This window comes from Caballeronia zhejiangensis, from assembly GCF_000698575.1.
In the GTDB taxonomy this organism is placed as follows: Bacteria; Pseudomonadota; Gammaproteobacteria; order Burkholderiales; family Burkholderiaceae; genus Caballeronia; species Caballeronia zhejiangensis.
This window is the reverse complement of record NZ_JFHD01000017.1, coordinates 1-26,953: the sequence shown is the minus strand read 5'-3', so window position 1 is coordinate 26,953 and position 26,953 is coordinate 1. Positions and strand designations below refer to the sequence as shown.

Annotated in this window: 28 protein-coding genes and 2 tRNA genes; 12 read left to right on the top strand and 18 right to left on the bottom strand. The window is 64.5% G+C overall.

The genetic code is table 11. The features are described 5' to 3' along the window. Positions 1-24: 24 nt before the first annotated feature. The 3 genes from BG60_RS20820 to BG60_RS20810 all read right to left on the bottom strand — a co-directional run bounded on the left by BG60_RS20820 (position 25) and on the right by BG60_RS20810 (position 3,897). The gene (locus tag BG60_RS20820) at positions 25-1,599 is read right to left on the bottom strand and encodes a phospholipase D family protein (RefSeq protein WP_034472807.1); all 1,575 of its coding nucleotides are present in this window, start codon (positions 1,597-1,599) and stop codon (positions 25-27) included. Between the two features lie 406 nt (positions 1,600-2,005). After that, complete coding sequence (locus tag BG60_RS20815) at positions 2,006-3,454, bottom strand: MATE family efflux transporter (RefSeq protein WP_034472804.1); 1,449 nt, start codon at positions 3,452-3,454, stop codon at positions 2,006-2,008. A gap of 221 nt (positions 3,455-3,675) precedes the next feature. After that, the gene (locus tag BG60_RS20810) at positions 3,676-3,897 is read right to left on the bottom strand and encodes an RNA-binding S4 domain-containing protein (protein WP_008342305.1); all 222 of its coding nucleotides are present in this window, start codon (positions 3,895-3,897) and stop codon (positions 3,676-3,678) included. Positions 3,898-4,194: 297 nt separating this feature from the next. On the opposite strand from BG60_RS20810, the gene BG60_RS20805 reads away from it, so the two are divergent. The 3 genes from BG60_RS20805 (at position 4,195) to BG60_RS20795 (ending at position 7,209) form a co-directional block, all read left to right on the top strand. Further along, positions 4,195-4,611, top strand: coding sequence for a hypothetical protein (locus BG60_RS20805; RefSeq protein WP_033537095.1), 417 nt, complete (start codon positions 4,195-4,197; stop codon positions 4,609-4,611). Between the two features lie 70 nt (positions 4,612-4,681). Beyond that, a complete protein-coding gene (locus BG60_RS20800) occupies positions 4,682-4,939 on the top strand; it encodes a hypothetical protein (RefSeq protein ID WP_034472671.1) in 258 nt (85 codons plus the stop codon). A 149-nt stretch (positions 4,940-5,088) separates the two neighbouring features. Continuing rightward, positions 5,089-7,209, top strand: coding sequence for an ATP-dependent helicase (locus BG60_RS20795; protein WP_034472669.1), 2,121 nt, complete (start codon positions 5,089-5,091; stop codon positions 7,207-7,209). An 8-nt stretch (positions 7,210-7,217) separates the two neighbouring features. Here BG60_RS20795 and BG60_RS20790 read toward each other — a convergent pair whose 3' ends face one another. The 6 genes from BG60_RS20790 to BG60_RS20765 all read right to left on the bottom strand — a co-directional run bounded on the left by BG60_RS20790 (position 7,218) and on the right by BG60_RS20765 (position 11,720). Next, a complete protein-coding gene (locus BG60_RS20790) occupies positions 7,218-7,982 on the bottom strand; it encodes a DUF4088 family protein (RefSeq protein WP_008342301.1) in 765 nt (254 codons plus the stop codon). A 163-nt stretch (positions 7,983-8,145) separates the two neighbouring features. Then, a complete protein-coding gene (locus BG60_RS20785; protein WP_008342300.1) occupies positions 8,146-8,469 on the bottom strand; it encodes an AzlD domain-containing protein in 324 nt (107 codons plus the stop codon). Then, on the bottom strand, positions 8,466-9,167 hold the full coding sequence (locus BG60_RS20780) for an AzlC family ABC transporter permease (protein WP_239295228.1): 702 nt from the start codon (positions 9,165-9,167) through the stop codon (positions 8,466-8,468). Before BG60_RS20780 ends, BG60_RS20785 begins: the two co-directional genes overlap by 4 nt. 137 nt (positions 9,168-9,304) lie before the next feature. Further along, the gene (locus tag BG60_RS20775; protein WP_034472663.1) at positions 9,305-10,126 is read right to left on the bottom strand and encodes a helix-turn-helix transcriptional regulator; all 822 of its coding nucleotides are present in this window, start codon (positions 10,124-10,126) and stop codon (positions 9,305-9,307) included. A 74-nt stretch (positions 10,127-10,200) separates the two neighbouring features. Then, a complete protein-coding gene (locus tag BG60_RS20770; protein WP_008342297.1) occupies positions 10,201-10,677 on the bottom strand; it encodes a CreA family protein in 477 nt (158 codons plus the stop codon). A 299-nt stretch (positions 10,678-10,976) separates the two neighbouring features. Continuing rightward, positions 10,977-11,720, bottom strand: a complete 744-nt coding sequence (locus BG60_RS20765; protein WP_034472660.1) for a FadR/GntR family transcriptional regulator — start codon at positions 11,718-11,720, stop codon at positions 10,977-10,979. A 110-nt stretch (positions 11,721-11,830) separates the two neighbouring features. On the opposite strand from BG60_RS20765, the gene BG60_RS20760 reads away from it, so the two are divergent. From BG60_RS20760 to BG60_RS20750, 3 genes are read left to right on the top strand one after another with little or no spacing between them, the layout of a single operon-like run. Continuing rightward, positions 11,831-12,574, top strand: a complete 744-nt coding sequence (locus tag BG60_RS20760) for a (Fe-S)-binding protein (RefSeq protein ID WP_034472657.1) — start codon at positions 11,831-11,833, stop codon at positions 12,572-12,574. Continuing rightward, positions 12,571-13,962, top strand: a complete 1,392-nt coding sequence (locus BG60_RS20755) for a lactate utilization protein B (RefSeq protein WP_034472654.1) — start codon at positions 12,571-12,573, stop codon at positions 13,960-13,962. The genes BG60_RS20760 and BG60_RS20755 overlap by 4 nt, the downstream gene beginning before the upstream one ends. Further along, the gene (locus tag BG60_RS20750; protein WP_034472651.1) at positions 13,959-14,540 is read left to right on the top strand and encodes a LutC/YkgG family protein; all 582 of its coding nucleotides are present in this window, start codon (positions 13,959-13,961) and stop codon (positions 14,538-14,540) included. The genes BG60_RS20755 and BG60_RS20750 overlap by 4 nt, the downstream gene beginning before the upstream one ends. A gap of 66 nt (positions 14,541-14,606) precedes the next feature. Here BG60_RS20750 and BG60_RS20745 read toward each other — a convergent pair. The 3 genes from BG60_RS20745 to fdxA form a co-directional block, all read right to left on the bottom strand. Then, positions 14,607-14,682 (bottom strand) — tRNA-Asn (locus BG60_RS20745). 78 nt (positions 14,683-14,760) lie between these two features. Next, positions 14,761-14,836 (bottom strand) — tRNA-Asn (locus tag BG60_RS20740). A gap of 119 nt (positions 14,837-14,955) precedes the next feature. Beyond that, positions 14,956-15,279 (bottom strand): ferredoxin FdxA, encoded by a 324-nt coding sequence (fdxA, locus tag BG60_RS20735; RefSeq protein WP_008342289.1) that lies wholly within the window; start codon positions 15,277-15,279, stop codon positions 14,956-14,958. A 290-nt stretch (positions 15,280-15,569) separates the two neighbouring features. Here fdxA and pncB point away from each other — a divergent pair, with 290 nt between their 5' ends. The 5 genes from pncB to BG60_RS20710 all read left to right on the top strand — a co-directional run bounded on the left by pncB (position 15,570) and on the right by BG60_RS20710 (position 21,435). Further along, a complete protein-coding gene (pncB, locus tag BG60_RS20730) occupies positions 15,570-16,760 on the top strand; it encodes a nicotinate phosphoribosyltransferase (protein ID WP_008342288.1) in 1,191 nt (396 codons plus the stop codon). 136 nt (positions 16,761-16,896) lie between these two features. Further along, positions 16,897-17,568 (top strand): LutC/YkgG family protein, encoded by a 672-nt coding sequence (locus BG60_RS20725; RefSeq protein ID WP_034472649.1) that lies wholly within the window; start codon positions 16,897-16,899, stop codon positions 17,566-17,568. Positions 17,569-17,572: 4 nt separating this feature from the next. Continuing rightward, positions 17,573-18,985 carry a sodium:proton antiporter gene (locus BG60_RS20720; RefSeq protein ID WP_034472647.1) on the top strand — a complete coding sequence of 471 codons (1,413 nt, stop codon included), beginning with the start codon at positions 17,573-17,575 and terminating at the stop codon, positions 18,983-18,985. A 9-nt stretch (positions 18,986-18,994) separates the two neighbouring features. Then, positions 18,995-19,978 (top strand): 2-hydroxyacid dehydrogenase, encoded by a 984-nt coding sequence (locus BG60_RS20715; protein ID WP_034472645.1) that lies wholly within the window; start codon positions 18,995-18,997, stop codon positions 19,976-19,978. Continuing rightward, positions 19,975-21,435, top strand: a complete 1,461-nt coding sequence (locus BG60_RS20710; RefSeq protein ID WP_034472643.1) for a DNA recombination protein RmuC — start codon at positions 19,975-19,977, stop codon at positions 21,433-21,435. The genes BG60_RS20715 and BG60_RS20710 overlap by 4 nt, the downstream gene beginning before the upstream one ends. Before the next feature lie 13 nt (positions 21,436-21,448). Here BG60_RS20710 and BG60_RS20705 read toward each other — a convergent pair whose 3' ends face one another. The 6 genes from BG60_RS20705 to BG60_RS20680 form a co-directional block, all read right to left on the bottom strand. After that, the gene (locus BG60_RS20705; RefSeq protein ID WP_051078884.1) at positions 21,449-21,868 is read right to left on the bottom strand and encodes a GNAT family N-acetyltransferase; all 420 of its coding nucleotides are present in this window, start codon (positions 21,866-21,868) and stop codon (positions 21,449-21,451) included. 56 nt (positions 21,869-21,924) lie between these two features. Then, on the bottom strand, positions 21,925-22,200 hold the full coding sequence (locus tag BG60_RS20700) for a hypothetical protein (RefSeq protein WP_008342276.1): 276 nt from the start codon (positions 22,198-22,200) through the stop codon (positions 21,925-21,927). 60 nt (positions 22,201-22,260) lie between these two features. Further along, positions 22,261-23,565 (bottom strand): molybdopterin molybdotransferase MoeA, encoded by a 1,305-nt coding sequence (moeA, locus tag BG60_RS20695; protein WP_034472640.1) that lies wholly within the window; start codon positions 23,563-23,565, stop codon positions 22,261-22,263. 102 nt (positions 23,566-23,667) lie between these two features. Then, the gene (gene mobA, locus BG60_RS20690; protein ID WP_235366333.1) at positions 23,668-24,222 is read right to left on the bottom strand and encodes a molybdenum cofactor guanylyltransferase MobA; all 555 of its coding nucleotides are present in this window, start codon (positions 24,220-24,222) and stop codon (positions 23,668-23,670) included. 82 nt (positions 24,223-24,304) lie between these two features. Further along, positions 24,305-25,411, bottom strand: coding sequence for a GTP 3',8-cyclase MoaA (moaA, locus tag BG60_RS20685; RefSeq protein ID WP_008342271.1), 1,107 nt, complete (start codon positions 25,409-25,411; stop codon positions 24,305-24,307). Between the two features lie 214 nt (positions 25,412-25,625). Beyond that, positions 25,626-26,492: a hypothetical protein gene (locus BG60_RS20680; protein ID WP_241484874.1), complete on the bottom strand. Its 867-nt coding sequence runs from the start codon at positions 26,490-26,492 to the stop codon at positions 25,626-25,628. Here BG60_RS20680 and BG60_RS39625 point away from each other — a divergent pair. Further along, positions 26,478-26,953: hypothetical protein (locus BG60_RS39625; RefSeq protein ID WP_241484873.1), on the top strand; the 476-nt coding region annotated here is incomplete at its 3' end. The two genes, BG60_RS20680 and BG60_RS39625, sit on opposite strands and share 15 nt — an antisense overlap.

Genomic DNA, 26,953 nt, shown 5'->3' with positions numbered 1-26,953 from the left:
CGTGAGTTTCCTTACGAAGTTGGATCAAAGCTGCTTGTCGACGGGCAGCATCATGAAGAGGCCCGTCATCGCATTGCGATAAAGACCTGCCTCGGGATCGAAATTGTAGGTGACGAGACTGCCGTTTTCCTCGGTGATCCAGACGAGGCCCGACTGCGGCGCGCCCGTGCGCCGAAGCTCCTCCGTCACCGCCGCGCTCGCCAGTTGCACCTGCCAGCTCACCTTCGGCGAAATGCCGTTCTCGAAGAGTTTCGCGGCTTCCTCGGCGATCGGCTTGCTGTGGATCACGAGCGCGAGCTCGGTATTGAGCTTCGCCGAACGCGGATCGAGATTCATCGAGCCGATCACGAGGATACTCCGATCGATCACATAGGCCTTCGCGTGCAGGCTCGCGCGCGACTGCGAGCCGAAGAGACCCGCGCGCGGACTGCTTTCGCCTTCGACCTGAATCGGCTTGAACTCGTACAGTTCGACGCCGTTTTGCAGCATCGGAATGCGATACGGCGCGTAGCCCGCCTGCACGGCGACGGCATCGGTCGCGGCGAGCGAATTCGTCAGCACCGCGACGCGCACGCGGCGCTTCGTCAGACCGGCGAGCGCCTTCACGCCCGCGTCGTGCGGCACGAAGTAGGGCGACAGGATCAGGAATTCGCTCTGCGCGTCCTTCAGCAGAGCGACGAGGCGCTCCATCGGCGGGCTTTTGTAGTCGTCGCTCGGATGCTCGATCTTCGATGGCGAATCGACCCGGAACTCCGTCGGCGCCCACACGAGGCCCATTTCCTCGCGCGCGATCTGCTGCGCGAGCGGCGTCGCATTGAGCGGCTTCGCGTTCAGCGGATCGGCCTGCTCGCGCCAGTGCTTGCGCAAGTCGTCGCGGGTCTTGTCGAGTTCGCGGGCGTCGAACTTCTGCTTGTTGAGCGCGCGCAGCGGGTACGCGAGCGAACTGTTCCAGTAATCGTCGAAGCTCGCGGATATTTCTTGCGTGACCGGACCAGCGGCGAAGACGTCGAGATCGCGAAACTGCAAGGTCGGGCTCGCGCTGAAGTACTCGTCGCCGAGATTGCGGCCGCCGACGATCGCGATCTGGTTGTCCGCGATCATCGCCTTGTTGTGCATGCGGCGCGTGAAGTGACTGAGATTCGTGAAGAAATTCTGCGTGCGCTCGGAGAAGCTGCGTTGCGCGCTGCCGTACGGGTTGAACACGCGAATCTCGATCTTGTCGTGCGAATTGAGCGCCGCCATGATCTGGTCGATGTCCTTGAAGTTCAGATCGTCGACGAGCATGCGCACGCGCACGCCGCGATCCGCCGCATACAACGCCGCGCCGAGCAGCAGCTTGCCGGTGTTGTCCTCGTTGGCGATGTAGTACTGCATGTCGAGCGTCTTCGTCGCCGCGCGCGCGAGTGCGATGCGCGCCTGCAGCGCGTCGGTGCCGGTCGGCAGCAGGCGCACCGCCGACTCGTCCGGATGCCGTTTTTGCAGCGGCGCGAGGGCGGTCGCGAGGGGCGTCGTTTCCGTCGATGCCAGCGCGTGGCTCTCCGGCCGGTCGAACGCCGTCGCGGGCGGGCGCGTCTCGCAAGCGGCGACGAGCGTCGTCATCGTCACGATGACGGCGATGTTGCGCACGGCGGCGCCGAATGTTCGTGCGCGCGCGTCGCGGCGCGCGATTTCCCGCAATCCCCGGTTTTCCGACACTTCGATTCCCCGTTCTGGTCGCCGCTCGTGAAGCGCTCGGCGACGTTTTCGCGTTTTCGGTCTTCAGCACGAAAGTAGCAAGGAGCGTACTCGCGCCGGATCTCGAAATTATTCTATGGGAAATCGGGAAAGTGCCGAACGTTGCACTGGGCGGTGGCGTACGGACGAAAAAAAGCCCGCTGGCTAGAGCGGGCCTACAACCCCTGTCACAGATGTCTCAAGGAGGAGACGGGTTCATCGTAGCAATGCGCGCCGCGCGGCCCAACCAAGCATTCGTGCTATGCAAATCGGCGCGCGGATCGTGTGCTTATCAGACGTGACCGTGCGGCGCGGCGCTCGCGGCGCCGGCGTCGTCCGGCCGTGGCGTGATGCCGGTTTCGATGAAGCGCCGGCTGATGCGATGGAAGCGCAGCGTCATCAGCACGGCGACGCTCGCGAGCCCGGCCGCGAGGCCCCACCACAGGCCCTTCGCGCCGAGTTCGAAGTGGAACGCGAGCACATAGCCGGTCGGAAAGCCGACGCCCCAGTAGCCGAACGCGGCGGCGAGCATCGGAATGCGCGTGTCCTTCAGGCCGCGCAGGCAGCCGGAGCCGACCGTCTGCATGCCGTCGACGATCTGGAACACCGCCGCGACGCCGAGCAGCGACGCCGCGAGCGCGACGGTATGCGCGTTGGCGGGATCGTCGAGATGCAGATACAGCCCGACGATCGCGCGCGGCACGGCGATCAGCACGAGCCCGGAGCACATCATGAAGCCGACGCCGAGCGCGAGCGCGACGAAGCCCGCGTGACGCGCGGCGACAGGCACGCCCGCGCCGACCCAGTAGCCGACGCGCACGTTCGCCGCCTGGCCGATCGCCAGCGGCACCATGAACGCGACCGACGCGACGTTGAGTGCGATCTGATGCGCGGCGAGCGGCGCTTCGCCGAGCAGGCCGACCATCATGCCGGTGGCGAGAAAGAGCGTCGATTCGACCCCGTAGGTGATCGCGACGGGCCAGCCGATGCTGAACAGTTCGCCCATCAGCGGCAGGCGCGGGCGCGCGCGCGCGACGAAATGCCGGTAGCGCGGCCGCAGATGCAGCACCGCGACGAGCGCGATCGCGATGCCCCATACGGTGATCGTCGTCGCCGCCGCCGAGCCGAGGAAGCCTTCGCGCGGCAGGCCGTACGCGCCGTGGATCAGGCCGTAGTTGAGAAAGCCGTTGACGAACACGCCGCCGATGGAGATCCACAAGAGCCTGCGCGCCGCGCCAATGGCGGGCAGAAACGCGCGCATCATCCCGACGCCGATCAGACTGCCGGGCGTCCCCCAGCGCAGCACCGCGCAGTATTCGCCGACGTTCTTCGCGAGCGTCGCGGGTTCGTGGAACGCGAGCAGGATCGGTTCGGCGTAGCTCAGCAGCACGAACGCGGGCACGGCGAGCAGCAAGGAGAGCACGAACCCGGTCCAGTAGATGCCTGGCACGCGATGATCGGCATTCGCGCCGCGCGCATGCGCCACCGACACGGAAACGGACGTCAGCACGCCCTGCAGGAGCGTCACGACGACGAAAAAGAGATTCGCGCCGAGGCCGCCCGCGGCGAGGGCATCGGGGCCGAGCGAGCCGAGCAGGATGGTGTCGGTGACGCCCATCGCCATCTGCGAGAGCTGCGCGATGGCAAGCGGCGCGGCGAGACGCGCCGTGTCGACGGCGTGACGCGAGAGGCTCGGCGGTCCTTGATGCGCGCGCGCGGCGCGCGTGACTGGCGGTTGCATGTTGATCGGATCGAAACGAAAAGGCCGCAATGAGTGCGGCCGGACTGGAACGCGAGGGGGCAAGGATCGAAGCGCAAACGCGCTGACGGGAACCGACGCTGAAACCAGAACGAAAGAACAGACCGTCAGCTTATTGCGTCGCGTGCGGCATGTCGATGACGCGTTTGCTTATGCCCGGATTTTCGCAATTGCGCGGCGTGTGCGCGCAAATCGCCGCGCGCTTAATCGGGCGCGCGCACGTAAATCGTCTGGCCGTCGAGCTTCACTCGCTGACCCGCGCGGATCTTGCAGGTCTTGCGCAGTTCCACCTGGCCGTCGACGGTGACATCGCCCATTGCGACGCGTGCCTTCGCCGAGCCGCCGCTGTCCGCGAGGCCCATCAGCTTGAGCAGATTGTGGAGTTCGATGAAGTCGCCCGTCAGGGTGAATTGGAGTGGCGGCATGAGGCGGGCAAGGCGGGAATGCGGGAAGGGCTCAATGATAAACCACGCCGGGCATGCGCCGTGCTCAGGGATCGCGAGGACCGGAAATCCCCACGCAAGCGCGCTCGTTGGCAAATGTAGCCAGATGAAACCGTCGGTAACAGTGACTGATTTTCGCGAACTTGCCCGATTGACCGCCGGTCCGACCATTTGATCGATGCAGCTTCGGTCATCTTTCCAATCGACAAAAGTCGCGCGGATCGCTCGTTTCACCGTCGTAAGAGCGCCGCCGACGCCAACTAAAAAGAGGACTAGCTCATGACTCGCGCACGAATCCTTTTGATCGGCTCCGCCATCGCCACTTTCGCCGCTTCGGGCGCTTATGCGCAAACCGCGACCCAGTCCGCACCGGTGCAGACGCAAACGCAAGCGCAAGTGCAGCCGATGCAAGCCCAACAGCCGATGACGCCGCCGCCGCAGAACCTCGTCGCGCCCGCGCCGACCGATCCGCTCGTCGAGCGCCGCAATGCCAATGCGAAGGCGAACGCCGAATACAGCGCGTCGAAGAAGGCGTCGAAGGCCGAATTGAAGGCGCAAACCGAGCAGGCCAAGGCGCAGTACAAGGAAGAGGTGAAGAACGCGAAGATCAATCGCAAGGCGGACAAGGACGCCGCCAAGGCCGAATTGAACGCGACCGAGCCGAACGCACCGAAGGACACCGGCTTGCAGCATTAAGCGGGCGAACCGGGAATCGCCGCGAGCTCGCGTTTGGCGCGGCTCGCGGCATCGAACAAGGGAGAAGACCATGAATCGAAAAACTCATGCACTGCTGGCCGCGCTGATCGCGGGGACGTTCGCGAGCGCGAGCGCGGCATCGTTCGCACAGACGACGTCGGATACGCCGACTGCCGCCGATCAAAAGGCCGCGAAGGAACAGAGCAAGGCCGACAAGAAGGCGGCCGTCGCGCAAGCCAAGGCCGACAAGAAAAAGACCGAGGCGCAATCGGACGCCAATGAAGCCGCCGCCGAAGCGAAGCTCAAGAACGCGAAGAAGGCCGACTGACGCAAATCTTTTGCAGCGATGCGAGCCCGGTTCCGTGCGAGCCGGGCTCGTTGCATTTGGGGCCAAAACCCTTGTCGAGCCAAAGGCTTGCGCGTGCGGGTTGTATGGATATACAGTGTGCGTCACTCATTTCCCGCCGCCTTTCTCCCGTGCTCACGCTCCCCGACACCGCCGACGAATCCACCACGAAACAGGTCGCCGACTATCTCGCGAAGCTCAACGAGGCGCAGCGTCAGGCCGTCGAATTCGGCGTCGACGAACCGGGGCGCGCGGGCGGGCCGCTGCTCGTCATCGCGGGCGCGGGATCGGGCAAGACCAACACGCTCGCGCATCGCGTCGCGCATCTGCTGGTGAAAGGCGCGGATCCGCATCGCATCCTGCTGCTCACGTTTTCGCGCCGCGCGGCGCTCGAAATGACGCGGCGGGTGTCGCGCATCGCAATGAACGCGCTCGGCACGAGAAGCGCAATCGCGCAGGGTTTGTCGTGGTCGGGCACGTTCCATAGCGTCGGCGCGCGGCTGTTGCGCGATTACGCCGATCTCGTCGGGCTCGCGCCGTCGTTCACCATCAACGATCGCGAGGATTCGGCCGATCTCATGAACCTCGTGCGGCACGAGCTCGGTTTGTCGTCGAAGGAAAAGCGCTTTCCCGCCAAATCGACGTGCTTCGCGATCTACTCGCGCGTCGTCAACACCGGCGCGTCCCTGGCGACCGTGCTCGATCAGTCGTATCCGTGGTGCCGCGAGTGGGAAGCGGACCTGAAGCGCCTCTTCGCCGCGTACGTCAGCGCGAAACAGGCGCAAAGCGTGCTCGATTACGACGATCTGCTGCTCTACTGGTCGCATCTCGCGGCGGAGCCGTCGATTGCCGCCGATCTCGCGAGCCGCTTCGATCACGTTCTCGTCGACGAATACCAGGACACGAACCGTCTGCAGGCATCCATTCTTCTCGCGATGAAACCGGACGGGCGCGGCCTTACCGTCGTCGGCGACGATGCCCAATCCATCTACTCGTTTCGCGGCGCGACTGTGCGCAACATCCTCGATTTTCCCGGCCACTTCGATCCGCCCGCCGCGACCGTCACGCTCGACCGCAACTATCGTTCGACCTTGCCGATTCTCGAAGCGTCGAACGCGGTGATCGGCCTCGCGACCGAGCGCTACACGAAGAATCTGTGGACCGACAAGGCATCGGCGCAAAAGCCGCGCGTCGTTGCCGTCGCCGATGAAGCCGATCAGGCGCGCTATGTCGTCGAAAAAGTGCTCGAAGCGCGCGAAGGCGGCATGAAGCTCAAGGCGCAGGCGGTGCTGTTTCGTGCCGCGCATCACAGCGCGGCGCTCGAAATCGAATTGACGCGCCGGAACATTCCGTTCGTGAAGTTCGGCGGACTGAAGTTTCTCGATTCCGTTCATGTCAAGGACGTGCTCGCGGTGTTGCGCTGGGCCGAGAATCCGCGCGATCGCGTCGCGGGCTTTCGCGTCGCGCAGTTGTTGCCGGGCGTCGGACCGGCGATCGCCGGGCGCCTGCTCGACAGCGTGAGCGCGCCGGACGCGGTGGCGTCGAATGCGATCGCCGCGTTTCAGGCGCCCGCGCGCGCGTCGGAGGACTGGCCGCGTTTCGTCGGCCTGATGGCGAAGCTCTGCGGCCGCGGCTCCGGCTGGCCCGCCGAGTTCGAAATGATCCGGCGTTGGTACGAGCCGCATCTGGAACGCAATCACGAGGACGCGGCGATCCGCATCGGCGACGTGTTGCAGATGGAAAGCATCGCGGCGACGTATCCCACGCGCGAGCGCTTTGTCACCGAACTGACGCTCGATCCGCCCGACGCGACCAGCGACGAATCCGGCGTGCCGCTGCTCGACGAAGACTATCTGATTCTCTCGACGATCCATTCGGCGAAGGGCCAGGAATGGCGCAACGTGTTCGTGCTGAACGGCGTCGACGGCTGCATTCCGTCCGATCTCGGCACGGGCAGCGACGAAGAACTCGACGAGGAACGGCGGCTGTTATACGTCGCGATGACGCGCGCGAAGGAAGACCTGCACATCATCACGCCGCAGCGCTTCTACGTGTACAACCAGACGCATCTCGGCGACCGTCACGTATGGGCGCAGCGCACGCGTTTCATTCCGCCGCATCTGATGCAGAACTTCGAAGCGGCCGCGTGGCCGCCCGTCATCGCGCCCGCTGCGCCGACGGCGGCGGGGCTGGCTGCGGCCGCGAAAGCGAAGATCGATATCGCGGCGCGCCTAAAGGGAATGTGGGACTGACCTGAATCTCAGCGCTGCGCGCGCGATGCACGCGGCGCGCGCGGCGACGGCGAGAAGATGCTGCGCAGCCATGCTGCGAAGCGTGTGTAGCCGTCGTAAGGCTCTTCGACGAAAAGCTCGGGCCGCAGCGAGCGCAGATATTCCAGCACTTGCTGCGCTTCCTGCTTCTGGATCGAGCCATAGAAGATGCCGAGCCGCAGCAGGCAGCGCAGTTCGCCGAGCTTCTCGCGCGCGGTCGAACCGATGCTCGTCTCCACCGAAATTTTGGTTTCATACACGCGCTGACGTAGCGAATCGGCGAGACGCCATGCGGGCGTCTGCATCTTTTCCTCGACTTCGCGAATATCCGCCGCCGCCGATTTGATCTGCGAGGCGAGCATGTCGACTTGCGATACGTCGCCGTCCGCTTCGGTGACGATCGCCGTCGCCCACGCGCGCGACGCCTTGACGAGATCCTCGGCGGTCCAGTCCGCGCGGATCGCGAACGCGAAGCCGTGCTCGGCTGCCTGCCGGATCAGGATCTCGACGACATCCGGAAACTCCTTGTCGAGCGCGCGCTTCGCCCACGCGTACTGGCCGTGCGTGAGCATGCGCTGCACCGCCTGCTCGGTGAGCGGCGTGTTGTTGTCCAGGAGCTTCGCGCGCAGGAAGTCCTCGAACGAAGGCGTGACGAATTGCGGATCCAGCTTCAGCGACAGACGCGTGAACGCTTCGAAATCGCGCTGCAGCGAAGCGATGGTCTCGTCGCGTAACGATAAGGTGATTTGACGCATGTTGGTTCCCGGTTCCGCCTTCGATCTCCGAAGGCGGGAAAAGCTGTCGGCGCCGCGTCTCAGGCGGAGTCCATTCGTTTCTGTTATCGGCGCGCGCTTCGGGAACTTGAGGATTCTTCGATGCTCTTTGAAAGCCGTTTAACGGCTGATGGAGAGAAAACGTTTAGCGCAGCACGGCGAACTGCCACGCGAAAAACACCGCGAGCGACACGGCAATCGTCAAAAGCGGCCGTTTCGTGAACGCGCAAACGATGATCGCGACGATCGCAGCCACGAGCTGCGGATTGCGCCAGGTGATTTCCGCGCCGTTACCGTGCGGCGAGACGGTCATCGGCACGATGATCGCGGTGAGCACCGTCACCGGCACGAACGAAAGCGCGGTGCGGACGATCGGCGGAAAGGGCAGGCGTTCGCCCAGCACGAACACGGCGGCGCGGATCGCAAACGTAACGGCCGCCATGCCGAAGATCAGCGTGACGTAGTTCATTGCGTGCGCTCCTTCGCGTTCTTCAGACGATGTTTCGCGTGGCCCTTCGCTTGCGGACGGTTTGCCATCAGCGTGAGCACCATGCCGACGGCCACGCCGACGAACACCGCCGCGAGCAGGCCGAGCTTGTACGGCCAGCCTTGCCACGCGAACGACAGCACGCCCGATGCGAGCGCCGCCGCGACGAAACGCACGGCGACGAGCTGCGGCACGATGATCGCGATGAACGTCGCGACCATCGCGAAGTCGAGCCCGAGCGATTTCAGTCCGGGAAACGCGGCGCCGAACAGGAGGCCGAGGAGCGTCCACAACTGCCAGTTCAGATACATCGCGACGCCGGAGCCGAAGAAGTAGTGCGGCCCGATCTCGTCCGGCGCGCGCTTCTGATAGTGCGCGTAGGCGACGGCGAAAACTTCGTCGGTGAGCATGCCCGCGAGCGCCCAGCGCCAGCGGCGCGGCAGATGCGCGACATACGGCGCGAGCGTCGCGGAATAGAGCACATGACGCAGATTGACGACGAGCGTCGTCGCCAGAATGACGGCGAAGCTCGCGTGCGACGCGATCAGGCCGACCGCGATGAACTGCGCCGAGCCCGCGAACACGACGAGCGACATCAACTGGCCGTGCCAGAGCGTGAGCGGACTTGCGGTGACGAGCGTGCCGAAGATCACGCCGAAGGGCGCGGCGCCGATCATCATCGGGATGGTGTCGCGTGCGCCGGCGGCGAATTCGCGCAAAGGTGTTGCTTTCAAGATTTCCTCCTATGGAAGCGAGGATACGCAAAACGTCGATGAGAATGCTTGTACGTTCTTGCGCTTTCCCGAGGCCGGACCGCCTAACGCCAGCGGCCGGGCGGCACGCCGAACGTGCGCTTGAAATGGCGCGTGAAGTGACTCTGATCCGTGAAACCGCTCGCCGCCGCGACATCCGTCACGGATGCGCCCGCGCGCAACGCCGGCAGCGCGCGCACGATCCGCAGCTGATTGCGCCACGCATGCGGCGCAAGACCGGTTTCGCGCGTGAAGAGGCGCGCCGCGTGGAAGCTCGAGAGACCGACCGTCTGCGCGAGTTCGGCGAGCGTGACGGGTTCGAGGAGATCCTCGGCGAGGCGGGATTTCATCGTCGTGACGCGGTGCGCGTCGGCGGCGAGCGGCGCGATGCGCGGACGTTCGAGCGCGTGGCGTCCGAGCAGCGTCGTCACTGCATCGACGAGCGCCAGTTCCGCGGCGAGCGGGTCGGCGCCGTTTTCCAGCAGGCGATGCGCGATCTGCAAACGCCGCGCGAGATCGGGATCGCGGATGATTTCATCCGGAAACCACGGCGACGATTCCGGCCGCCCCGACAGGTCGCGCGCGAGAGTTTCGACGAACGGCACCGGCAGATAGAACACGCGATAGCGCCAGCCCGCATCGACGGCCCGCGCGCCGGTATGCACTTCGCCGGGATTGATCACCGGCACCGAACCGGCTTCGGCGACGTGATGCGCGCCGCGATAGTCGAAGCACTCCGCGCCGGCCTCGATCACGGGCACCGTATAGGCGTCATGCCAGTGCGGCGAGAATTCGTGATCGTAGTATTCGGCCGTGACCATGTCCGCGTCCGGCACGAGCGGCGAGCGCCAGTAGCGTGCGGCATTGCGGAAACGGTCGGCGTGCATGATCGAGCAATTCTGAGATAAGCGGAATCGCCCAGTTTACAACTTTGCTTCGCGCCCGGCCGGACAGTTGCGTGTCACTTCACCGGTATGGTCGTGCCCTCGGGCATCGGAACCGCCGTCACGCTGTTTTTCGGGCTGCCGGTCGCGATGCGGTCGCTGTAAGTCAGATAGACGAGCGTATTGCGTTTCGTATCGACGACGCGCACCACATGCAGCGTCTTGAAGATGAAGGACATGCCGGCCGAGAACACGTCGGTTTTCTGCTTGAGCGGTTCGGCGATCTTGATCGGCCCGACCTGGCGGCACGCGATCGACGCTTCGGTCGGATCTTCGGCGATGCCCAGCGTGCCTTTCACGCCGCCCGTGCGCGCGCGGGACACATAGCAGGTGACGCCCTGGACGAGCGGATCGTCGTACGCATCGACGGTCACGCGGTCCGATCCGGTGAAGCGGAAGTTGGTGTTGACGCTCGCGATTTCCTCCGCGTGCGCGAGTCCGGCGCCGGAGAAAAGTGCGAGCGATGCGGCGAGCGCGAGGACGGAGCGGTTCATCGTCATCCTTCGGAAAAGAGAAAGGGCGTCGTATTGTATCGACGCCCTTGGCTCTTCGATGCATCTCGTGCCCGCATGCGGTCAATGAAAGATCAGATACAGAATCACCAGCACGATGACCGGCACGCCGAGCAGCCATCCGAGTAGATAAGGCATGTTGTCCTCCTTCGCATGTTGTTTTCGACGGTTTCAGTATCGCGAGGATGCGCCGCCCGCGTTAGCCGTGCGTGTCCGAAATGCGTGTAGGCGACGTCCTATCATCACTTTCTTGCGGCTTACAGATTCGTAATGTGATTGGATCAGGCCGCGCGGTTTTTCTTCGCGGGAACATCGCGATACAGCGTGCGCACGTAATCGAGATGCGCGCCCGCGCACTCCCGCGCCCGCGCCGGATCGCGCGCTACGATCGCATCGAAGATCGCGCGATGCTGCGTCATCAGGTTCGCTTCGACTTCGTCGTCGTAATCGACGAGACGGTGCGACGTGAGCATCGATTCGCGCACCAGTTCATTGAGTCCGTGCATGACGTGCGTGAGCGCGACGTTGTGCGTCGCGTCCGCGATGGCGAGATGGAACGCCGCGTCTCTCTCCGCGATGCGCGTGCTTTTTTCGGCGACGGCGTTTTGCAGCGCGTCGAAGGCAGCGGCGATGCGCGCCAGATCGTCGTCGGTGGCGCGCTCGGCGGCGTAGGCGGTCGAGAGCGTTTCGAGGCCGTGGCGAAGTTCGAGAACGTCGGCGCTCGCGTTCGGCTGTTGCTCGAGCAGGGCGGCGAGCGGATGCGACACGAGCGGCGCGGTCACATCCGATACGACAAAACCGCCGCGCCCGGCCGCGCGGATGAATCCGTCCGACTCCAGACGGATCAACGCCTCCCGCAGCGACGGACGCGACACGTTCAACTGCTCCGCCAGATCGCGCTCGGCGGGCAGGCGCTGGCCCGGCAGCAGCGTGCCGTTCGAAATCAATTCCCGGATCTGTCCCGACACGACATCGGAGAGACGCACGCGGGCGTAGGAATGCGCATGGACGGGCTGGAAAGTCATCGTTCGGCGTGAATGCGAGGTGAAAGCCGGGGAATGCCCGAGTTTGACACGAAAGAGGCATCTCATTAAAGTCTTGGTCAGACCAAGCTTACCAAATCGCCGAACCCGTCATGAAAGTCGCCTTGTTCGTCCCCTGTTTCATCGACGCTTTTTATCCGCAAGTCGGCATCGCCACGCTCGAACTGCTCGAACGGCTGGGCGTGGACGTCGACTATCCGCAGGATCAGACCTGTTGCGGCCAGCCGATGGCCAATAGCGGCGCACACAAGGAGGCTGCCGGCGCCGAGCGCGTGTTCGCGCGCAATTTCGCCGACTACGACTATGTCGTCGGGCCATCGGCGAGTTGCACGCATCACGTACGCGAGCATTTCACCGCGATCGAGCAGACGAGCGCCGTGCAGAAGGTGCGACGCAATACGTTCGAGCTCGTCGAATTCCTGCACGACGTGCTGAAGGTGCGCGAGTTTCCGTGGGCCGAATTTCCGCACAAGGTCGGGCTGCACAACAGTTGCAGCGCGGTGCGGCATCTGCGCGAAACGTCGAATTCGGAAGTGGCCGGAACGCCGTATTCGAAGCCGCGCACGCTGCTCGAACGCGTGAGGGGTATCGAGTTCGTCGCGCCCGCGCGTCCCGACGAATGCTGCGGATTCGGCGGCACGTTCTCGGTGACGGAAGAGGCCGTCTCCGTGCGGATGGGTCAGGACAAGGTGCGCGATCACGTCGGCGCGGGCGCGGAGTACATCGTGTCGGGCGACATGTCGTGTCTCATGCATCAGCAAGGCTGCGCCGAGCGCATGAAAGCCGATGCGAAGTTCATCCACATCGCGCAGGTTCTAAACGGGGCGCGCGCATGAGCAAAAGCGTTCGGATCGATCACGCGAAGGCGGCGGGCGCGTTCCTGCAGAAGCCGGATCACGTTGCGTTCCACGACAAGCGTCTGTGGGACTTGCGCAGCAAGCGCGACGCGCAGGCGCACGGCATCCCCGAATGGGAGACGATGCGCAATCTCGCATCGGCGATCAAGGAACACACGCTGTCCAATCTCGCCGATTACATCGCGCAGTTCGTCGATGAGGCCGAGAAAAACGGCGTCGTCGTGCATTTCGCGGCGAACGCCGAGGAGCACAACGCGCTCGTCTTCAAGCTGATGAGCGAGCGCGGCATGACGTCGCTCGTGAAGAGCAAGTCGATGCTCACCGACGAGTGCTACATGCGCGACTATCTCGAACCGCGCGGCATCACGGTGATGGAAACCGATCTCGGCGAGCGCATCCAGCAACTCGATCATCAGGATCCGAGCCATATGGTCGTGCCGGCCGTGCACAAGCTGCGCGCGGACGTGGCCGAACTGTTCGGCAAGACGATCGGCACTGATCCGCGGAACAGCGACATCCACTATCTCGCGGAAAGCCAGCGCATGAACACGCGGCCGTATTTCGTGCGCGAGAAGACGGCGGGCATGACGGGCTGCAACTTCGCGGTCGCGGAGACGGGCACGGTCGTCGTGTGCACGAACGAGGGCAACGCGGATCTTTCGGCGAACGTGCCGCCGCTGCATATCGCGTCGATCGGCATCGAAAAGATCATTCCGACGATCAGCGATCTCGGCGTGTTCGTTCGAATGTTGTCGAGAAGCGCGCTCGGCTCGCCGATCACGCAGTACACGTCGCATTTTCGCGCGCCGCGTCCGGGCACGGAGATGCACTTCATCCTCGTCGATAACGGCCGCTCAGAACGCCTCGCGATGGACGATTTCTGGTACTCGCTCAAGTGCATCCGCTGCGGCGCGTGCATGAATACGTGTCCGGTGTATCGCAGAAGCGGCGGGCTTTCGTATGGCGGGACGTACTCCGGTCCGATCGGCGCGATCATCAATCCGACGCACGATTTGAAGCGCTATAGCGCGCTGCCGTTCGCGTCGACGATGAACGGCAGTTGCACGAACGTGTGTCCCGTGAAGGTGAACATTCACGAGCAGATCTACAAGTGGCGCGAGGTCATCGCCGAGAAGCACGAAGTGCCGTTCGTGAAGCAGGAAGTGCTGAAGATGGCGGGGCGCCTGCTCGCGAGCCCGACGCTCTATCGTGCGACGGTCGCATCGCTCGGCGGCGCGTTGAAGCGCCTGCCCAACTTCGTGCTCTACAACCCGCTCAATATCTGGGGACGCGGCCGCGATCTGCCCGAAGCGCCCGCCGAGACTTTTCACGAGTGGTACAGGAAAAACCGGAAGCTCGATAAATGACGACTCGCGAAGCTTTTCTCTCGAAGATCCGCGCGGCGCAGCCCGCATCGCGTCCGCGCCCGGACGTGCCCGTGTTCCCGTCGCCGGAAGGCGAACTGAAGGCGCGCTTTACGACCGCGCTCACCGCGATGGGCGGCACATGCGTCGAAGCGGCCACTCTCGAAGACGTGAACGCGCTGATCGCGGCACGCTTTGCCGATGCGAAGGTGATTGCATCGGCGGTTCCGGGCGTCGACGGCACGCGGCCGCTTTCATCCGATACCGTGCCGGCATCGCTTCAGGATGTCGATGTGGGCATCGTGCGAGGGCGCTTCGGCGTGGCTGAAACGGGCTCGGTGTGGTTCAGCGAAGAAGAGTACGTCGTGAACGCGATCGGCTATCTGTCGCAGCATCTCGTCGTGCTGCTCGACCCGGCGCAACTCGTCGAGGGCTTGCAGCAGGTGTATCGACGCGACGATTTCAAATCGGCGCGCTATGCGGTACTCGTGACGGGGCCGTCGGCGACGGCGGATATCGAAGGCGTGCTGATTCGCGGCGCGCAGGGCGTGCGTTCGCTGACCGTCGTGTGGCTTGCGTGAAGCGATGAAGTCAGCGCACAAAGCAAAAAGCCCAGTCATGCGACTGGGCTTTTTGACAGAAGCTTTTGGCTCCCCGACCTGGGCTCGAACCAGGGACCTACGGATTAACAGTCCGGCGCTCTACCGACTGAGCTATCGGGGAACAACTGAAACATCTACAACTGAAATAAAAACTCAGCCAACTGACCGAGCTCTTTTGAAACCGACTTGCTGGAGTTTTTGGCTCCCCGACCTGGGCTCGAACCAGGGACCTACGGATTAACAGTCCGGCGCTCTACCGACTGAGCTATCGGGGAACATCTACAGCAGAGAAGCGGAATTATAGGGGGCTGCTTTTGGCGTGTCAACGCTCAATCTTCATTTGATACGCATTTTTTGCAATCAAATGAAGCGCGTGCGTCGGCGAGCGCAACAATCAACGCTCGAGCAGACTCAGCTTTTCCTTGACGTCCTTGAACTCGTCCGCTTCCGGAAGCGAGCCTTTCGTCTTCGTGATGCTCGGCCAGTTACGCGCGAGTTCAGCGTTCAGTTCGGTGAAGTGCTGCTGGTCGCCAGGCACATCTTCTTCGGCGTAGATAGCGTTCACCGGGCACTCGGCGACGCACACGGCGCAGTCGATGCACTCGTCGGGATCGATCGCGAGAAAGTTGGGACCTTCGCGGAAGCAATCCACCGGGCACACGTCCACGCAATCGGTGTACTTGCACTTGATGCAGCTTTCGGTCACAACGTGAGTCATTCAGGCTCCTGCATGCGGAATTCGTGGGGGCGGCGCCCTGGCGGCTGCATGGGCCGGAAGGTGCGCTTGCCGAAACGCATATTGTAGCGTAACGGTAAAAGTGGGCGCGCGGCGCGCGAAGCGCTCTTTATATCGATTCGTGATGTATGTATGCGCGGCGTCGCAAAAGGGCAGGGCGCGGATCATGTCCGCGCGGACATTCGGGTAACATGACCCTAAAGGCCTCGGGCTGCGCGCTGGCAAGCAGGCAAAGCGCGCGGTCCATTCGCGTGGATGTTCCCGTCAGAACCATGATCATCAATTCGCTGCTCGATACCGACCTCTACAAGTTCACGATGATGCAGGTCGTGCTGCATCACTTCCCCGCGGCGCATGTCGAATATCGCTTCCGCTGCCGCACGCCGAATGTCGATCTCGTGCCGTATATCGATGAAATTCGCGACGAAGTGCGCCAGCTTTGCAATCTGCGCTTCAAGGAAGAGGAACTGGATTATCTGCGGCGCATGCGCTTCATCAAGAGCGACTTCATCGATTTCCTCGCGCTCTTCCATCTGAATGAAAAGTCGATCCGCATTTCGCCGTCGCCCAAGAAGAACGGCGAGATCGACATCGAGATCGAAGGGCCGTGGCTGCACACGATTCTCTTCGAGATTCCGGTGCTCGCGATCGTCAACGAAGTCTATTTCCGCAACACGCAGCGCAAGCCCGAGTATGAAACCGGCCGCGAGCGCCTGCGCGACAAGATCAAGCTGCTTGCCACGCCACCCGAATATTCGGACTGCAAGATCGCCGATTACGGCACGCGCCGCCGTTTTTCGGGGCAGTGGCACGAGGAAGTCGTGCTCACGCTGAAGGACAAGCTCGGCGCGCAGTTCGCCGGCACGAGCAACTGCTTCTATGCGATGAAGCACGGCTTGCGGCCGCTCGGCACGATGGCGCATGAGTACTTGCAGGCGTGTCAGGCGCTCGGCCCGCGTCTGCGCGACTCGCAGATCTTCGGCTTCGAGATGTGGGCGAAGGAATATCGCGGCGACCTCGGCATCGCGCTGTCGGACGTCTACGGCATGAAGGCGTTTCTGCGCGACTTCGACATGTACTTTTGCAAGCTGTTCGACGGCGCGCGCCACGATTCGGGCGATCCCTTCGATTGGGGCGAGCGCCTCATCCGGCATTACGAAGAAAACCGCTGCGACCCGCGCACCAAAGTGCTGGTGTTCTCCGACGCGCTCGATATCCCGAAGGTGCTGCAGTTGTACGAGCGTTTTCGCGGACGTTGCCAGCTCGCGTTCGGCGTCGGCACGAATCTCACCAACGATCTCGGCTATCAGCCGCTGCAGATCGTCATCAAGATGGTTCGATGCAACGGTCAGCCGGTCGCGAAACTCTCCGATTCGCCCGGCAAAAACATGTGCGACGACAAGGCGTATCTCGCCTATCTGCGTCAGGTCTTCGGCATCGAGCAGCCGGTCGGCGACGACTGAGCGACGCGCATTCGTCCATTCGGCCTATGCCGTTCGGCCGAGGTTCGTGCGTGTATGCCGCTCGCTATAATTCGGACGCGTCGTAAATCATCGCGGCGCGCACGAATCTCAAGCACGCCAACACGAGGACGGCACCATGGATACATCGGACGCGCGCCGCAATATTCTCGCGCGCATTCGCAGCGCGCAGGGCCGTCGCGGCACGGCTACGGATGCCGAGCGCGCTGGCGCAGACGAGTATGTCGAGCGACATCCGGCGGGTCCGCGTCCTCCGTTGCCTCAGACGCGTGACGAGCTCATCGCGCGCTTCACGCTCGAAGCGGAGCGTCTTTCCACGACCGTCGCCGAAGTCGAATCGATCGACGATGCGCCCGCCGAAGCCGTGCGCTATCTCCAATCGCTGAACCTTCCCGTCGATGTCGTCGCGTGGCCCGCGCTTGCTCATCTGCGCTGGTCCGAAGCGGGCATTCGGGCGGCGTTTCGCAAGCCTGCCGATGAAGATCTCGTCGGCATCACCGGCTGCTTCTGCGCGACGGCTGAAACCGGTTCGCTCGTGCTGCTCTCGGGCGCGCAGACGCCCGCATCCGGCGCGCTCTTGCCGCAGACGCATATCGCGATCGTGCCGGCGTCGCGCATCGTCGCCGCGCATGAAGATGCATTCGCGTTGATGCGCGCCGAGCGCGGCGAGTTGCCGCGCGCGGTGAACTTCGTGTCGGGTCCGTCGCGCACCGGCGATATCGAACAGACCATCGTGCTCGGCGCGCATGGGCCGTATCGCGTGCATGTGATCGTCGTGCGCGGAGCGTGAGTCAATGCGGCGTCTGGTTTTGTACGTGCCTTGCGCGATGCTGGCGCTGATCGCGGCGCCGGCCGCTGCTGCGACGCCCGACGGCGCGACGCTCCCGGCCACATGGGGCATACCGTTCGTCGGCATCCTGCTTTCCATCGCGGTGTTTCCGCTCGTCGCGCCGAAGGTTTGGCATCACCATTTCGGCAAGATCGCGGCGGGGTGGGCGATCGCGTTCCTCGCGCCGTTCGGGCTTGCGTTCGGTGTCGGCACGGCGGGCAGCGTGCTCGTCCACGCGATGCTCGAAGAGTACGTGCCGTTCATCATTCTGCTCGCAGCGCTGTATACGGTCGCGGGCGGCATTTGCGTGCGCGGCAACCTGCACGGCTCGGCTCATCTCAATACCGGACTGCTCGCGCTCGGCACCGCGCTCGCGAGCGTCATGGGCACGACGGGCGCGGCCATGCTGCTGATCCGTCCGCTTTTGCGCGCGAACGACAATCGCAAGCACGTCGTGCATGTCGTCGTGTTCTTCATCTTTCTCGTCGCGAACGCAGGCGGCTCGCTCACGCCGCTCGGCGATCCGCCGCTTTTTCTCGGCTTTCTCAACGGCGTCGGCTTCTTCTGGACTACCGTGCATCTCGCGCTGCCGATGCTCTTCGTCTGCGCCGTGCTCCTCGCGGTGTTCTTCGTGCTGGACAGTTTCTACTGGCGCAGGCACGACGCGCGGCCCGCGTTTCTCGACCCGACGCCGGATACGCCTCCGCTCGGCATCGACGGCAAGATCAATTTCGCGCTGCTCGCGGCGATCGTCGTGCTCGTGCTGATGAGCGGCATCTGGAAACCCGGCATCACGTTCGACATCTTCGGCACGCATGTCCAGTTGCAGAATCTCGTGCGCGACGTGCTGCTCGTCGCCGTGCTGCTCGCATCGCTCGCGCTCACGCCGAAAAGCGCGCGCGCGGGGAACGCGTTCGACTGGGCGCCCATCGAGGAAGTCGCGAAGCTCTTCGCGGCGATCTTCATCACCATCGCGCCGGTCATCACGATCCTGCGCGCGGGTGAATCGGGCGCGTTCGCGGGCATCGTGCACGCGGTGTCGGATGCGCAGGGCAAGCCCGTCGACATCGCCTATTTCTGGGCGACCGGTCTTCTGTCGTCGTTTCTCGACAACGCACCGACCTACCTCGTCTTCTTCAATCTCGCGGGCGGCGACGCACGCACGCTCATGACCAGCGACGCCACGACGCTCGCCGCCATCTCCGCGGGCGCGGTCTTCATGGGCGCGAACACGTATATCGGCAATGCGCCGAATTTCATGGTGAAGGCGATCGCCGAATCGCGCGGCGTACGCATGCCGAGTTTCTTCGGTTTCATGGCGTGGTCGGGCGCGATTCTCTTGCCGCTTTTCGCCGTTCTGGGCTGGCTATTTTTCTAGGAGCAACCGATGAAGAAGAAAGTGCTGGTAGCGCGTCCCACTTTTCCCGACGTGATCGAGCGACTGAAGCAGCATTTCGATGTCGATGTGAATCTCGGCGACGTGCTCCCGCAGGAAGAGTTCGCGCGGCGTCTCGCCGACAAGGACGGCGCGTTCACGGCGGGCGAGATGGTCGGCGAGAAAGAGCTTTCGGGCGCGCCGAATCTGAAGGTCGTTGCGAACATGGCGGTCGGCTACAACAACTTCGACATGCAGGCGTTCGACGCGCACAAGGTGCTCGGCGCCAACACGCCCAACGTGCTGAACGAAACCACGGCCGATTTCGGCTGGGCGCTGATGATGGCGGCGGCGCGTCGCGTCACCGAATCCGAGCACTTTCTGCGCGCGGGCAAGTGGCAGAAGTGGTCGTTCGACTCGTTCCTCGGCACCGATGTCTACGGCTCGACGCTCGGCGTGATCGGCATGGGGCGCATCGGGCAGGCGCTGGCGCGGCGCGCGGCCGGCTTCAACATGCGCGTGATGTATCACAACCGTTCGCGCGTCGCGCCGGAAATCGAGCGCGAGCTGAATGCCGAGTACGCGTCGAAGGAAGATCTGCTCAAGCGCGCGGATCATGTCGTGCTCGTCGTGCCTTACTCGAAGGAAAGCCATCATACGATCGGCGCGGCCGAACTCGCGCTGATGAAGCCGACGGCGACGCTGACGAATATCGCGCGCGGCGGCATCGTCGACGATGCGGCGTTGATCGCGGCGTTGCGCGACAAGCGCATCGCGGCGGCGGGCATCGACGTGTTCGAGGGCGAGCCGAATTTCAACCCGGATTTCCTGCTGCTCGACAACGTCGTGCTGACGCCGCATATCGCGAGCGCGACCGAAGGCACGCGCCGCGCGATGGCCAATCTCGCGGCCGACAATCTCATCGCCGCGCTGGGCGAAGGGCCGCGCGCAGGCAATCCGCCGAACCCGATCAATCCGGACGTACTGAAGAAATGATGGAACTGCTGGTTGGCGCGATCGCCGTGCTGGCGATCGCGCTGGTGGTCTCGCTCGTCGCGCTCGTCATGACGATGCGGCGCAATTCGAACGCGGTCATCTTCGACGAGTTCGAAGCGCTCACCGATCGCGTCAACGACATGGGCGAGGCACACGCGCGCGCGCAGGAACGGCTCGAACGCGGCTTGCGTGGCGATATCGCGGAGAGCGCGCGCGTCTCGCGCATGGAATCGCAAAGCGGCTTCGCGCAATTCCATCAGACGCTTTCGACGCAACTGGCGAGCACGTCGAACGTGCAGAACGCGCAATTCGACGCGCTTGCGCAGCAGCTCGCACAGCAAAGCCAGCAGGCGCGCGAGGATCAGGGCAACGCGTTGAAGCGCTTCGCCGATTCCATGTCGCTGCATCTCGCGCAGCTTTCCGAAGCGAACGAGCGGCGGCTCGGCGAAGTGCGCGCGACGCTCGAAGCGCGCCTGAAGGACATCGAGGCGAACAACGCGACGAAGCTCGACGAGATGCGCCGCACCGTCGACGAAAAGTTGCACGCGACGCTGGAGCAACGGCTCGGCGAGTCGTTCAAGCTCGTCTCCGACAGGCTGGAGCAGGTGCATCGGGGACTCGGCGAGATGCAGACGCTCGCGGCGGGTGTCGGCGATCTGAAGAAGGTACTGACCAACGTCAAGACGCGCGGCATCTGGGGCGAAGTGCAGCTCGAAGCGCTGCTGGAACAGTTGCTCACGCCCGATCAGTACGCGAAGAACGTCGCGACGGTTCCGAAGAGCAACGAACGCGTCGAGTTCGCGATCAGGCTGCCTGGCCGGCACGACGCGCCGGGTGCGCCGGGCGACGTGGCTACGCCCGTGTGGCTGCCCATCGACGCGAAATTTCCGCGCGAGGACTACGAGCGTCTGATCGATGCGCAGGAACGCGCGGACCCGGCCGGTGTCGAGGACGCGTCGCGCGCGCTGGAAGGGCGCTTGCGCGCGGAGGCGAAATCGATCGCGCAGAAGTACGTTGCGCCGCCGCACACGACGGACTTCGCATTGCTCTTCCTGCCGACCGAAGGTCTCTACGCGGAAGTCTTGCGCCGTCCTGGCCTGAGCGATTCGTTGCAGCGCGATTTTCGCGTGACCGTCGCGGGACCCACGACGCTGACCGCGCTCCTCAACAGCCTGCAGATGGGCTTCCGCACGCTGGCCATCGAGAAGCGTTCCAGCGAAGTGTGGCAGGTGCTCGGCGCGGTGAAGACTGAGTTCGGCAAGTTCGGCGAAGTGCTGGCGCGAACAAAGTCGCAGCTCGAAACGGTGACGCGCTCGATCGAAGCGGCGCAGACGCGCACGCGGCAGATGGGCAAGCGCCTTCGGGATGTCGAGGCGTTGCCCGGCGAACAGGCGGCGGGGTTGTTGGGCGAGGCGTTCGGCGATCCGTCATCGCCCGAAGGCGACGACGAGCCGTGATGCAGGACGCGATTCAGGACGCGAGGCGTTCGAGCGGCTCGCCCGTCACGCGCACGATGCGCCAGTCGGGCAGCACGGTCGCGCCCATCTTTTCGTAGAAATCGATGGCGTTCTGATTCCAGTCCAGCACCGACCATTCGAAGCGGCCGCACTGGCGCTCGACCGCGAGCGCGGCGAGCTTTTTCAGCATCAGCGTCCCGAGGCCGCTGCCGCGCATCGAAGGACGCACGTAGAGGTCTTCGAGATACAGGCCGCGCTTGCCGAGGAAGGTCGAGAAGTTCTGGAAGAAGAGCGCATAGCTGACGATTTCGCCTTCGACTTCCGCGACGAGCGCTTCAGCGGCCGGTCGTGCGCCGAAGAGCGCGTCATGCACGCCTTGCTCCGTCGCGATGAACAGATGCGTGAGCTTCTCGAACTCGGCCAGCTCGTACATCAGGCCGAAGATCGCGGCGACGTCGGCGGGCGAGGCCGCGCGGATGATCGGGGCGCTCACGCTTCCTCCGGCGCGTCGGAGAGCACGATCTCGATGCCGCCGAAACGCGAGGCCACCCAGTTGTACGCGTGGCACGCGATCCACAGCAGGATGAAACCGAGAATCGCGTTCAGGAGCAGCGCGCTCGTGACGGTGCTCACTTCCACCGAGCCGTATCGCACGAACGCGACCACGACGCCGAGCAGCACAATGGGCACGCTGAAAGTCAGGTACACGAGGATCAGCGCCTTGGCGGTCTGTCCCGGTGCGATGAATGAAATCTGCTTTTTCATGGAAGGAAAGCCCCGTCTATCGATGTAGGAATGTTTGTACCGGCTGGCGGCGGCGCCGGATCAGATCAGGCCGTCGAACGGCACGATTTCGACTTCGTCGCCCGCTTCGACGTCGCCGCGCGCGTGTTCGAGCACGATGAAGCAGTTCGCTTCGCTCATCGAACTCAGCACGCCGGAACCCTGCGGACCGGTGGTGACGACGCGAAAGCGCCCGTCGTCGTCGCGCGTCGCGATTCCGCGCTGGAACTCGGTGCGGCCCGCGCGCTTTTTCATCGGCTCGGCGGCGCGCGCGCGGATGACGGTGAGCGGCTGGCGCATCGCGCCCGACATCGCCAGAAGCGCCTCGCGCACGATGAAGTAGAACGTCGCCATTACGGCGACCGGGTTCCCCGGCAACCCGAAGAAGAGCGCCGACTCGCCCGTGCCCGGGCGCTCGCCCGACCACAGCCGGCCGAATGCCAGCGGGCGGCCGGGGCGCATCGCGATCTTCCAGAAGGCGACGTCGCCGAGCGAATTCATCAGCGCGCGCGTGAAGTCCGCATCGCCAACCGACACGCCGCCCGAACTGATGACGACATCGGCGCTTTCGGTCGCATGACGCAGCGCCTTTTCGAGCGAGGCGCGATCGTCGCGCACGATACCCAGATCGACGGTTTCGACGCCGAGCCGCTTGAGCATTGCGAAGAGCGTGTAGCGATTACTGTCGTAAAGGCTGCCAGGGTTCAGCGTTTCGCCGACCGAACGCAATTCGTCGCCCGTCGAAAAGAAGGCGACGGTGAGCCGCCTGCGAACCGACACTTCGCCGATACCGAGCGACGCGAGCAAACCGAGATCCGATGCCCGCACGACGCGACCCGCGAGCAGCGCCGGCTTGCCTTTCGCGAGATCCTCGCCGGAGAGGCGGCGATTCTGGCCGGCACGGATCGTCGCCGGCGAAAAGCGGATCGCGTCGCCTTCGCGCGTGACGAACTCCTGCGGCACGACCGTGTCGCAGCCGGCCGGGATGAGCGCGCCCGTCATGATCCGCACGCATTGATCCGCGCCCGGCGCGCCTTCGAACGGCCGCCCGGCGAGCGCCGTGCCCGCGACGGACAAGCCGACCGTATCGCCACCGCGCGAGAGCACATCGCCGGCGAACGCGTAGCCGTCCATCGCGGAATTGTCGTAAGCGGGGACGTCGATGGGCGAGATCACATCCTCGGCGAGCACGCGGCCGAGCGCGTCGAACAGGCTCACGCGCTCGATCTGCGCGTCCCGCATGCGCGGCATGGCCCACTGACGCACGATTTCCTGCGCGGCTTCAACGGGCAGCGCATTCGGATCGTAGTGGGCGACGCAGGCGGAAAAATCCTTGGACGTGGTCATGAATCGGCGTGGATCGCGGCCGGAATCCGGCGAAGCAGCACGTGGCCGCGCGGTGGTTGAGCGCCCGCAATGGCGATGTGAGCGGGCAGCCGGTTGAACGAGTCAGCGGCGTTCCAGATCGGCGAGCTGCTGTAAATCGTTGATATTGTAAAACGCGCGTTCGTCGTGAAATTGGACTTCCACCGCCTTGTGGCGCGCGTACCACGCGCGCACCTTGCGCTCGCCCGCGTCCAGCCAGGCGTCCAGGTCGTCGGCGAGCGATGTACGCAGCAACGCGAAAACGGGGTGGGCCATGACTTCGCCCGACGCGTCGATTGTTGCTGCGTATGCAACGTCGCCGCCGTGCGCGTCGAGTGCTTGCATCAACGCGGCGCCGATGTGTTCGTCGACGAAAGGGGCGTCGCAAGGCGCGGTCAGAACGAATTCGGTGCTCGCAACGCGCAACGCAGCGGCGATGCCGGCGAGCGGCCCGGGGAAATCCGCGCGCGCGTCCGCGACAACGCGCGCGCCGAATGCCGCGCCGAGGCGCGCGTAGTCTTCGATGGAACGATTTGCGCTGATCAGAAGCGCGCCCGCCTGAGGCGCGATGCGCCGCATCACGTGCAACGCGAGCGGCTCACCGCGAAACGGCTGCATGCCCTTGTCGATGCCGCCCATGCGCGAGCCGCGTCCGCCCGCGAGCACGAGCGCCGTGACGCTGGACGATGAATGAGCGCTCAGCACGAACGATCCGCCGCGCTCAGCCGCCGATGTACGACATCTCGACGCGACGTGCATCGTCGCGAGATGGCGCCGATGCGCTGCCGCGCAATTGCGAATACCGGTCGCCGCGCGCCTCCCAGATTCGCGCGATGGCTGTGGCGACTTCGTCGTCGCCCGCGCCGCTGCGGATCAGTCCGCGCAGGTCGTGGCCGGAAACCGCGAAGAGACACAGATACAGCTTGCCTTCCGTCGAGAGCCGGGCACGCGTGCACGAGTCGCAAAACGCGCGTGTGACGCTCGAAATCACGCCGATTTCACCGCTGCCGTCGCGATAGCCCCAGCGCTGCGCCGTTTCCGCGGCCGTGTGGGCTTCGAGCGGTTCCAGCGGAAAGTGCGCGTCGATGCGTTCGACCACTTGCACCGAAGGCAGCACTTCGCTCATGTTCCAGCCGTTCGACGCGCCGACATCCATATATTCGATGAAACGCAGAACCGCGCCGCTGCCTTTGAAATGGCGCGCCATCGGGACGATTTCCTGATCGTTCGTGCCGCGCTTCACGACCATGTTCACCTTGATCGGAGCGAGCCCGGCGGCTTGCGCCGTCTCGATGCCGTTCAGCACGTCGGCGACCGCGAAATCGGCATCGTTCATGCGGCGAAAGAGGGCGTCGTCGAGCGCATCGAGGCTCACTGTGACGCGCGACAAACCCGCGTCCTTCAGCGACTTCGCCTTGCGCGCGAGGAGCGAGCCGTTCGTCGTGAGCGTCAGATCGAGCGGGCGGCCTTCCGGCGTGCGCAACAGCGCGAGCCGCTCGATCAGGAATTCGATGTTCTTGCGCAGAAGCGGCTCGCCGCCCGTAAGGCGAATCTTTTCCACGCCATGCGCGACGAATACGCGCGCGAGGCGCTCGATTTCCTCGAACGAGAGCAGGGCGGCGTGCGGGAGAAACTGGTAATCCTTATCGAACACTTCGCGTGGCATGCAGTACACGCAGCGAAAGTTGCAGCGATCTGTCACGGAAATGCGCAAATCCCGCAATGGGCGCGCGAGCGTGTCCGTGAGCAGCCCGGACGGCGATGTCGCGGCGCCGGAGAAATCCGGGATCGCGCTGACATCGGCGAGAGGAATGATGCGTCGGGGCATGATGACTCGGGGCTCGGCTCGGCCGCTTCGGCCTTGTTCGAATAATGGTTGGATCGTTCCATTCTAACGGAAGCGGGACATCGGGACGCACTGCCACGGAGTCGCGGTTTTCCCTCGGTTCAGCCGTTTTACGACGCAAAAAAACGCCATCGATCGGGGATCGATGGCGTTTCTGGCTTTTGCCCGTTCACCGGAGTGAACGGGACGCGCGCGCTTAGTGGGCCTGCTTGCTGGTTTCCACTTGCTGCATGGGCGCGGTGTCGGCCGGCGGAAGTGCCTTGCGTTCGCGCGGCACGCGCACCGCAGCCGGCTCGCGTGCGGCGGCGGCATTGGCTTCGCGCAGCTTGCCTTCGTCGGTGTTCACCCAGACGAGGCCCGCACGCTCCAGCATCGGCTGAAGGGTGTCGACGGCGATCGGCGTCGACGTTGCAGGCGCGGCGGGCGCAGCGACTTTCACCGGCTCGTCGACGACTGCGACAGGCTCCGGCGCGAAGACCGGCGCTTGCGTCTGCGCTTGCGCGATCTCGACCGGCTTCACTGGCTCGACGGCCGTCGCTTCGGGCGTCGATGCGACAGCGGCGGTCTTCACCGGCTCGGCGACTTCGGCAGGCTCGGCCGCGACCGGCTCGACGGGCGTCGGCGCCGTTTCCACGGGCTTCGGCCCTTCGGATGCGACCGGCGCGGACGCGGGTGCGAACGGATCGGCCAATTTCGTCTCGGCGACCTTCGGCTCCGGACCGAACGGATTCTCGACCTCCGGTGCCGGAGCGGGCTTGGCGAAGAGATCGAAGTTCGTCGGTTCGGGCGTTTGCGCCTTCAGTTCGAAAGGCTCGGCCTCAACAGTCTTGGCGACCGGCGCTTCCTCCGCAGCGGCGGGCGCTTGCTCTTGCGGCTTCGCTTCGAGCGGCTGAGCGGCCGGTTGCTGCACCGACGCTTCCACCGGTTGCGGCGCGGCCGGGCGGGGTTCGCGACGTGCAGCCGCTTCCTGCGCGGCTTCCGCATCAAACACGCCGGCTTGCGCCGAAGTGCTCTCTGCTGCGCCTTCTGCTTCGGCGACGTCCGCCGCGTGATTCACCGTCATGCCGTCTTCTTCGCGCTCGCGACGACCGCCACGACGCCCACGGCGACGGCGACGACGCTCTTCGCCGTCACGTGCGGCCGCCGCGTCGGATGCCGCATCGATGCCGGCCACTTGCGCGTCCGCATTGGCTTGCGCCGCTTCGACGATTTCCGACGGCACCGTTTCGCCTTGCGTCAGCGCCTCGACGGCGGCTTCCGGTTGCGGCTTGCGACGCTCGCCGCGTTCCGCGCGCTCGGTTCGTTCAGCGCGGTCGCCACGCTCGGCGCGTTCGCCACGATCCGGACGCTCGCGGCGTTCCGGACGTTCGGTTGCTTCCGGACGCGCTGCGCGTTCCGCGTTGCGGTCGCGCGCTTCACGCGGTTCGCGTGCCTCGCGTGCCTCGCGCGGCTCGCGCGGCTCGCGTGCTTCGCGTGCCTCGCGCGGTTCACGAGCCTCACGCGGCTCGCGGACTTCGCGCAGTT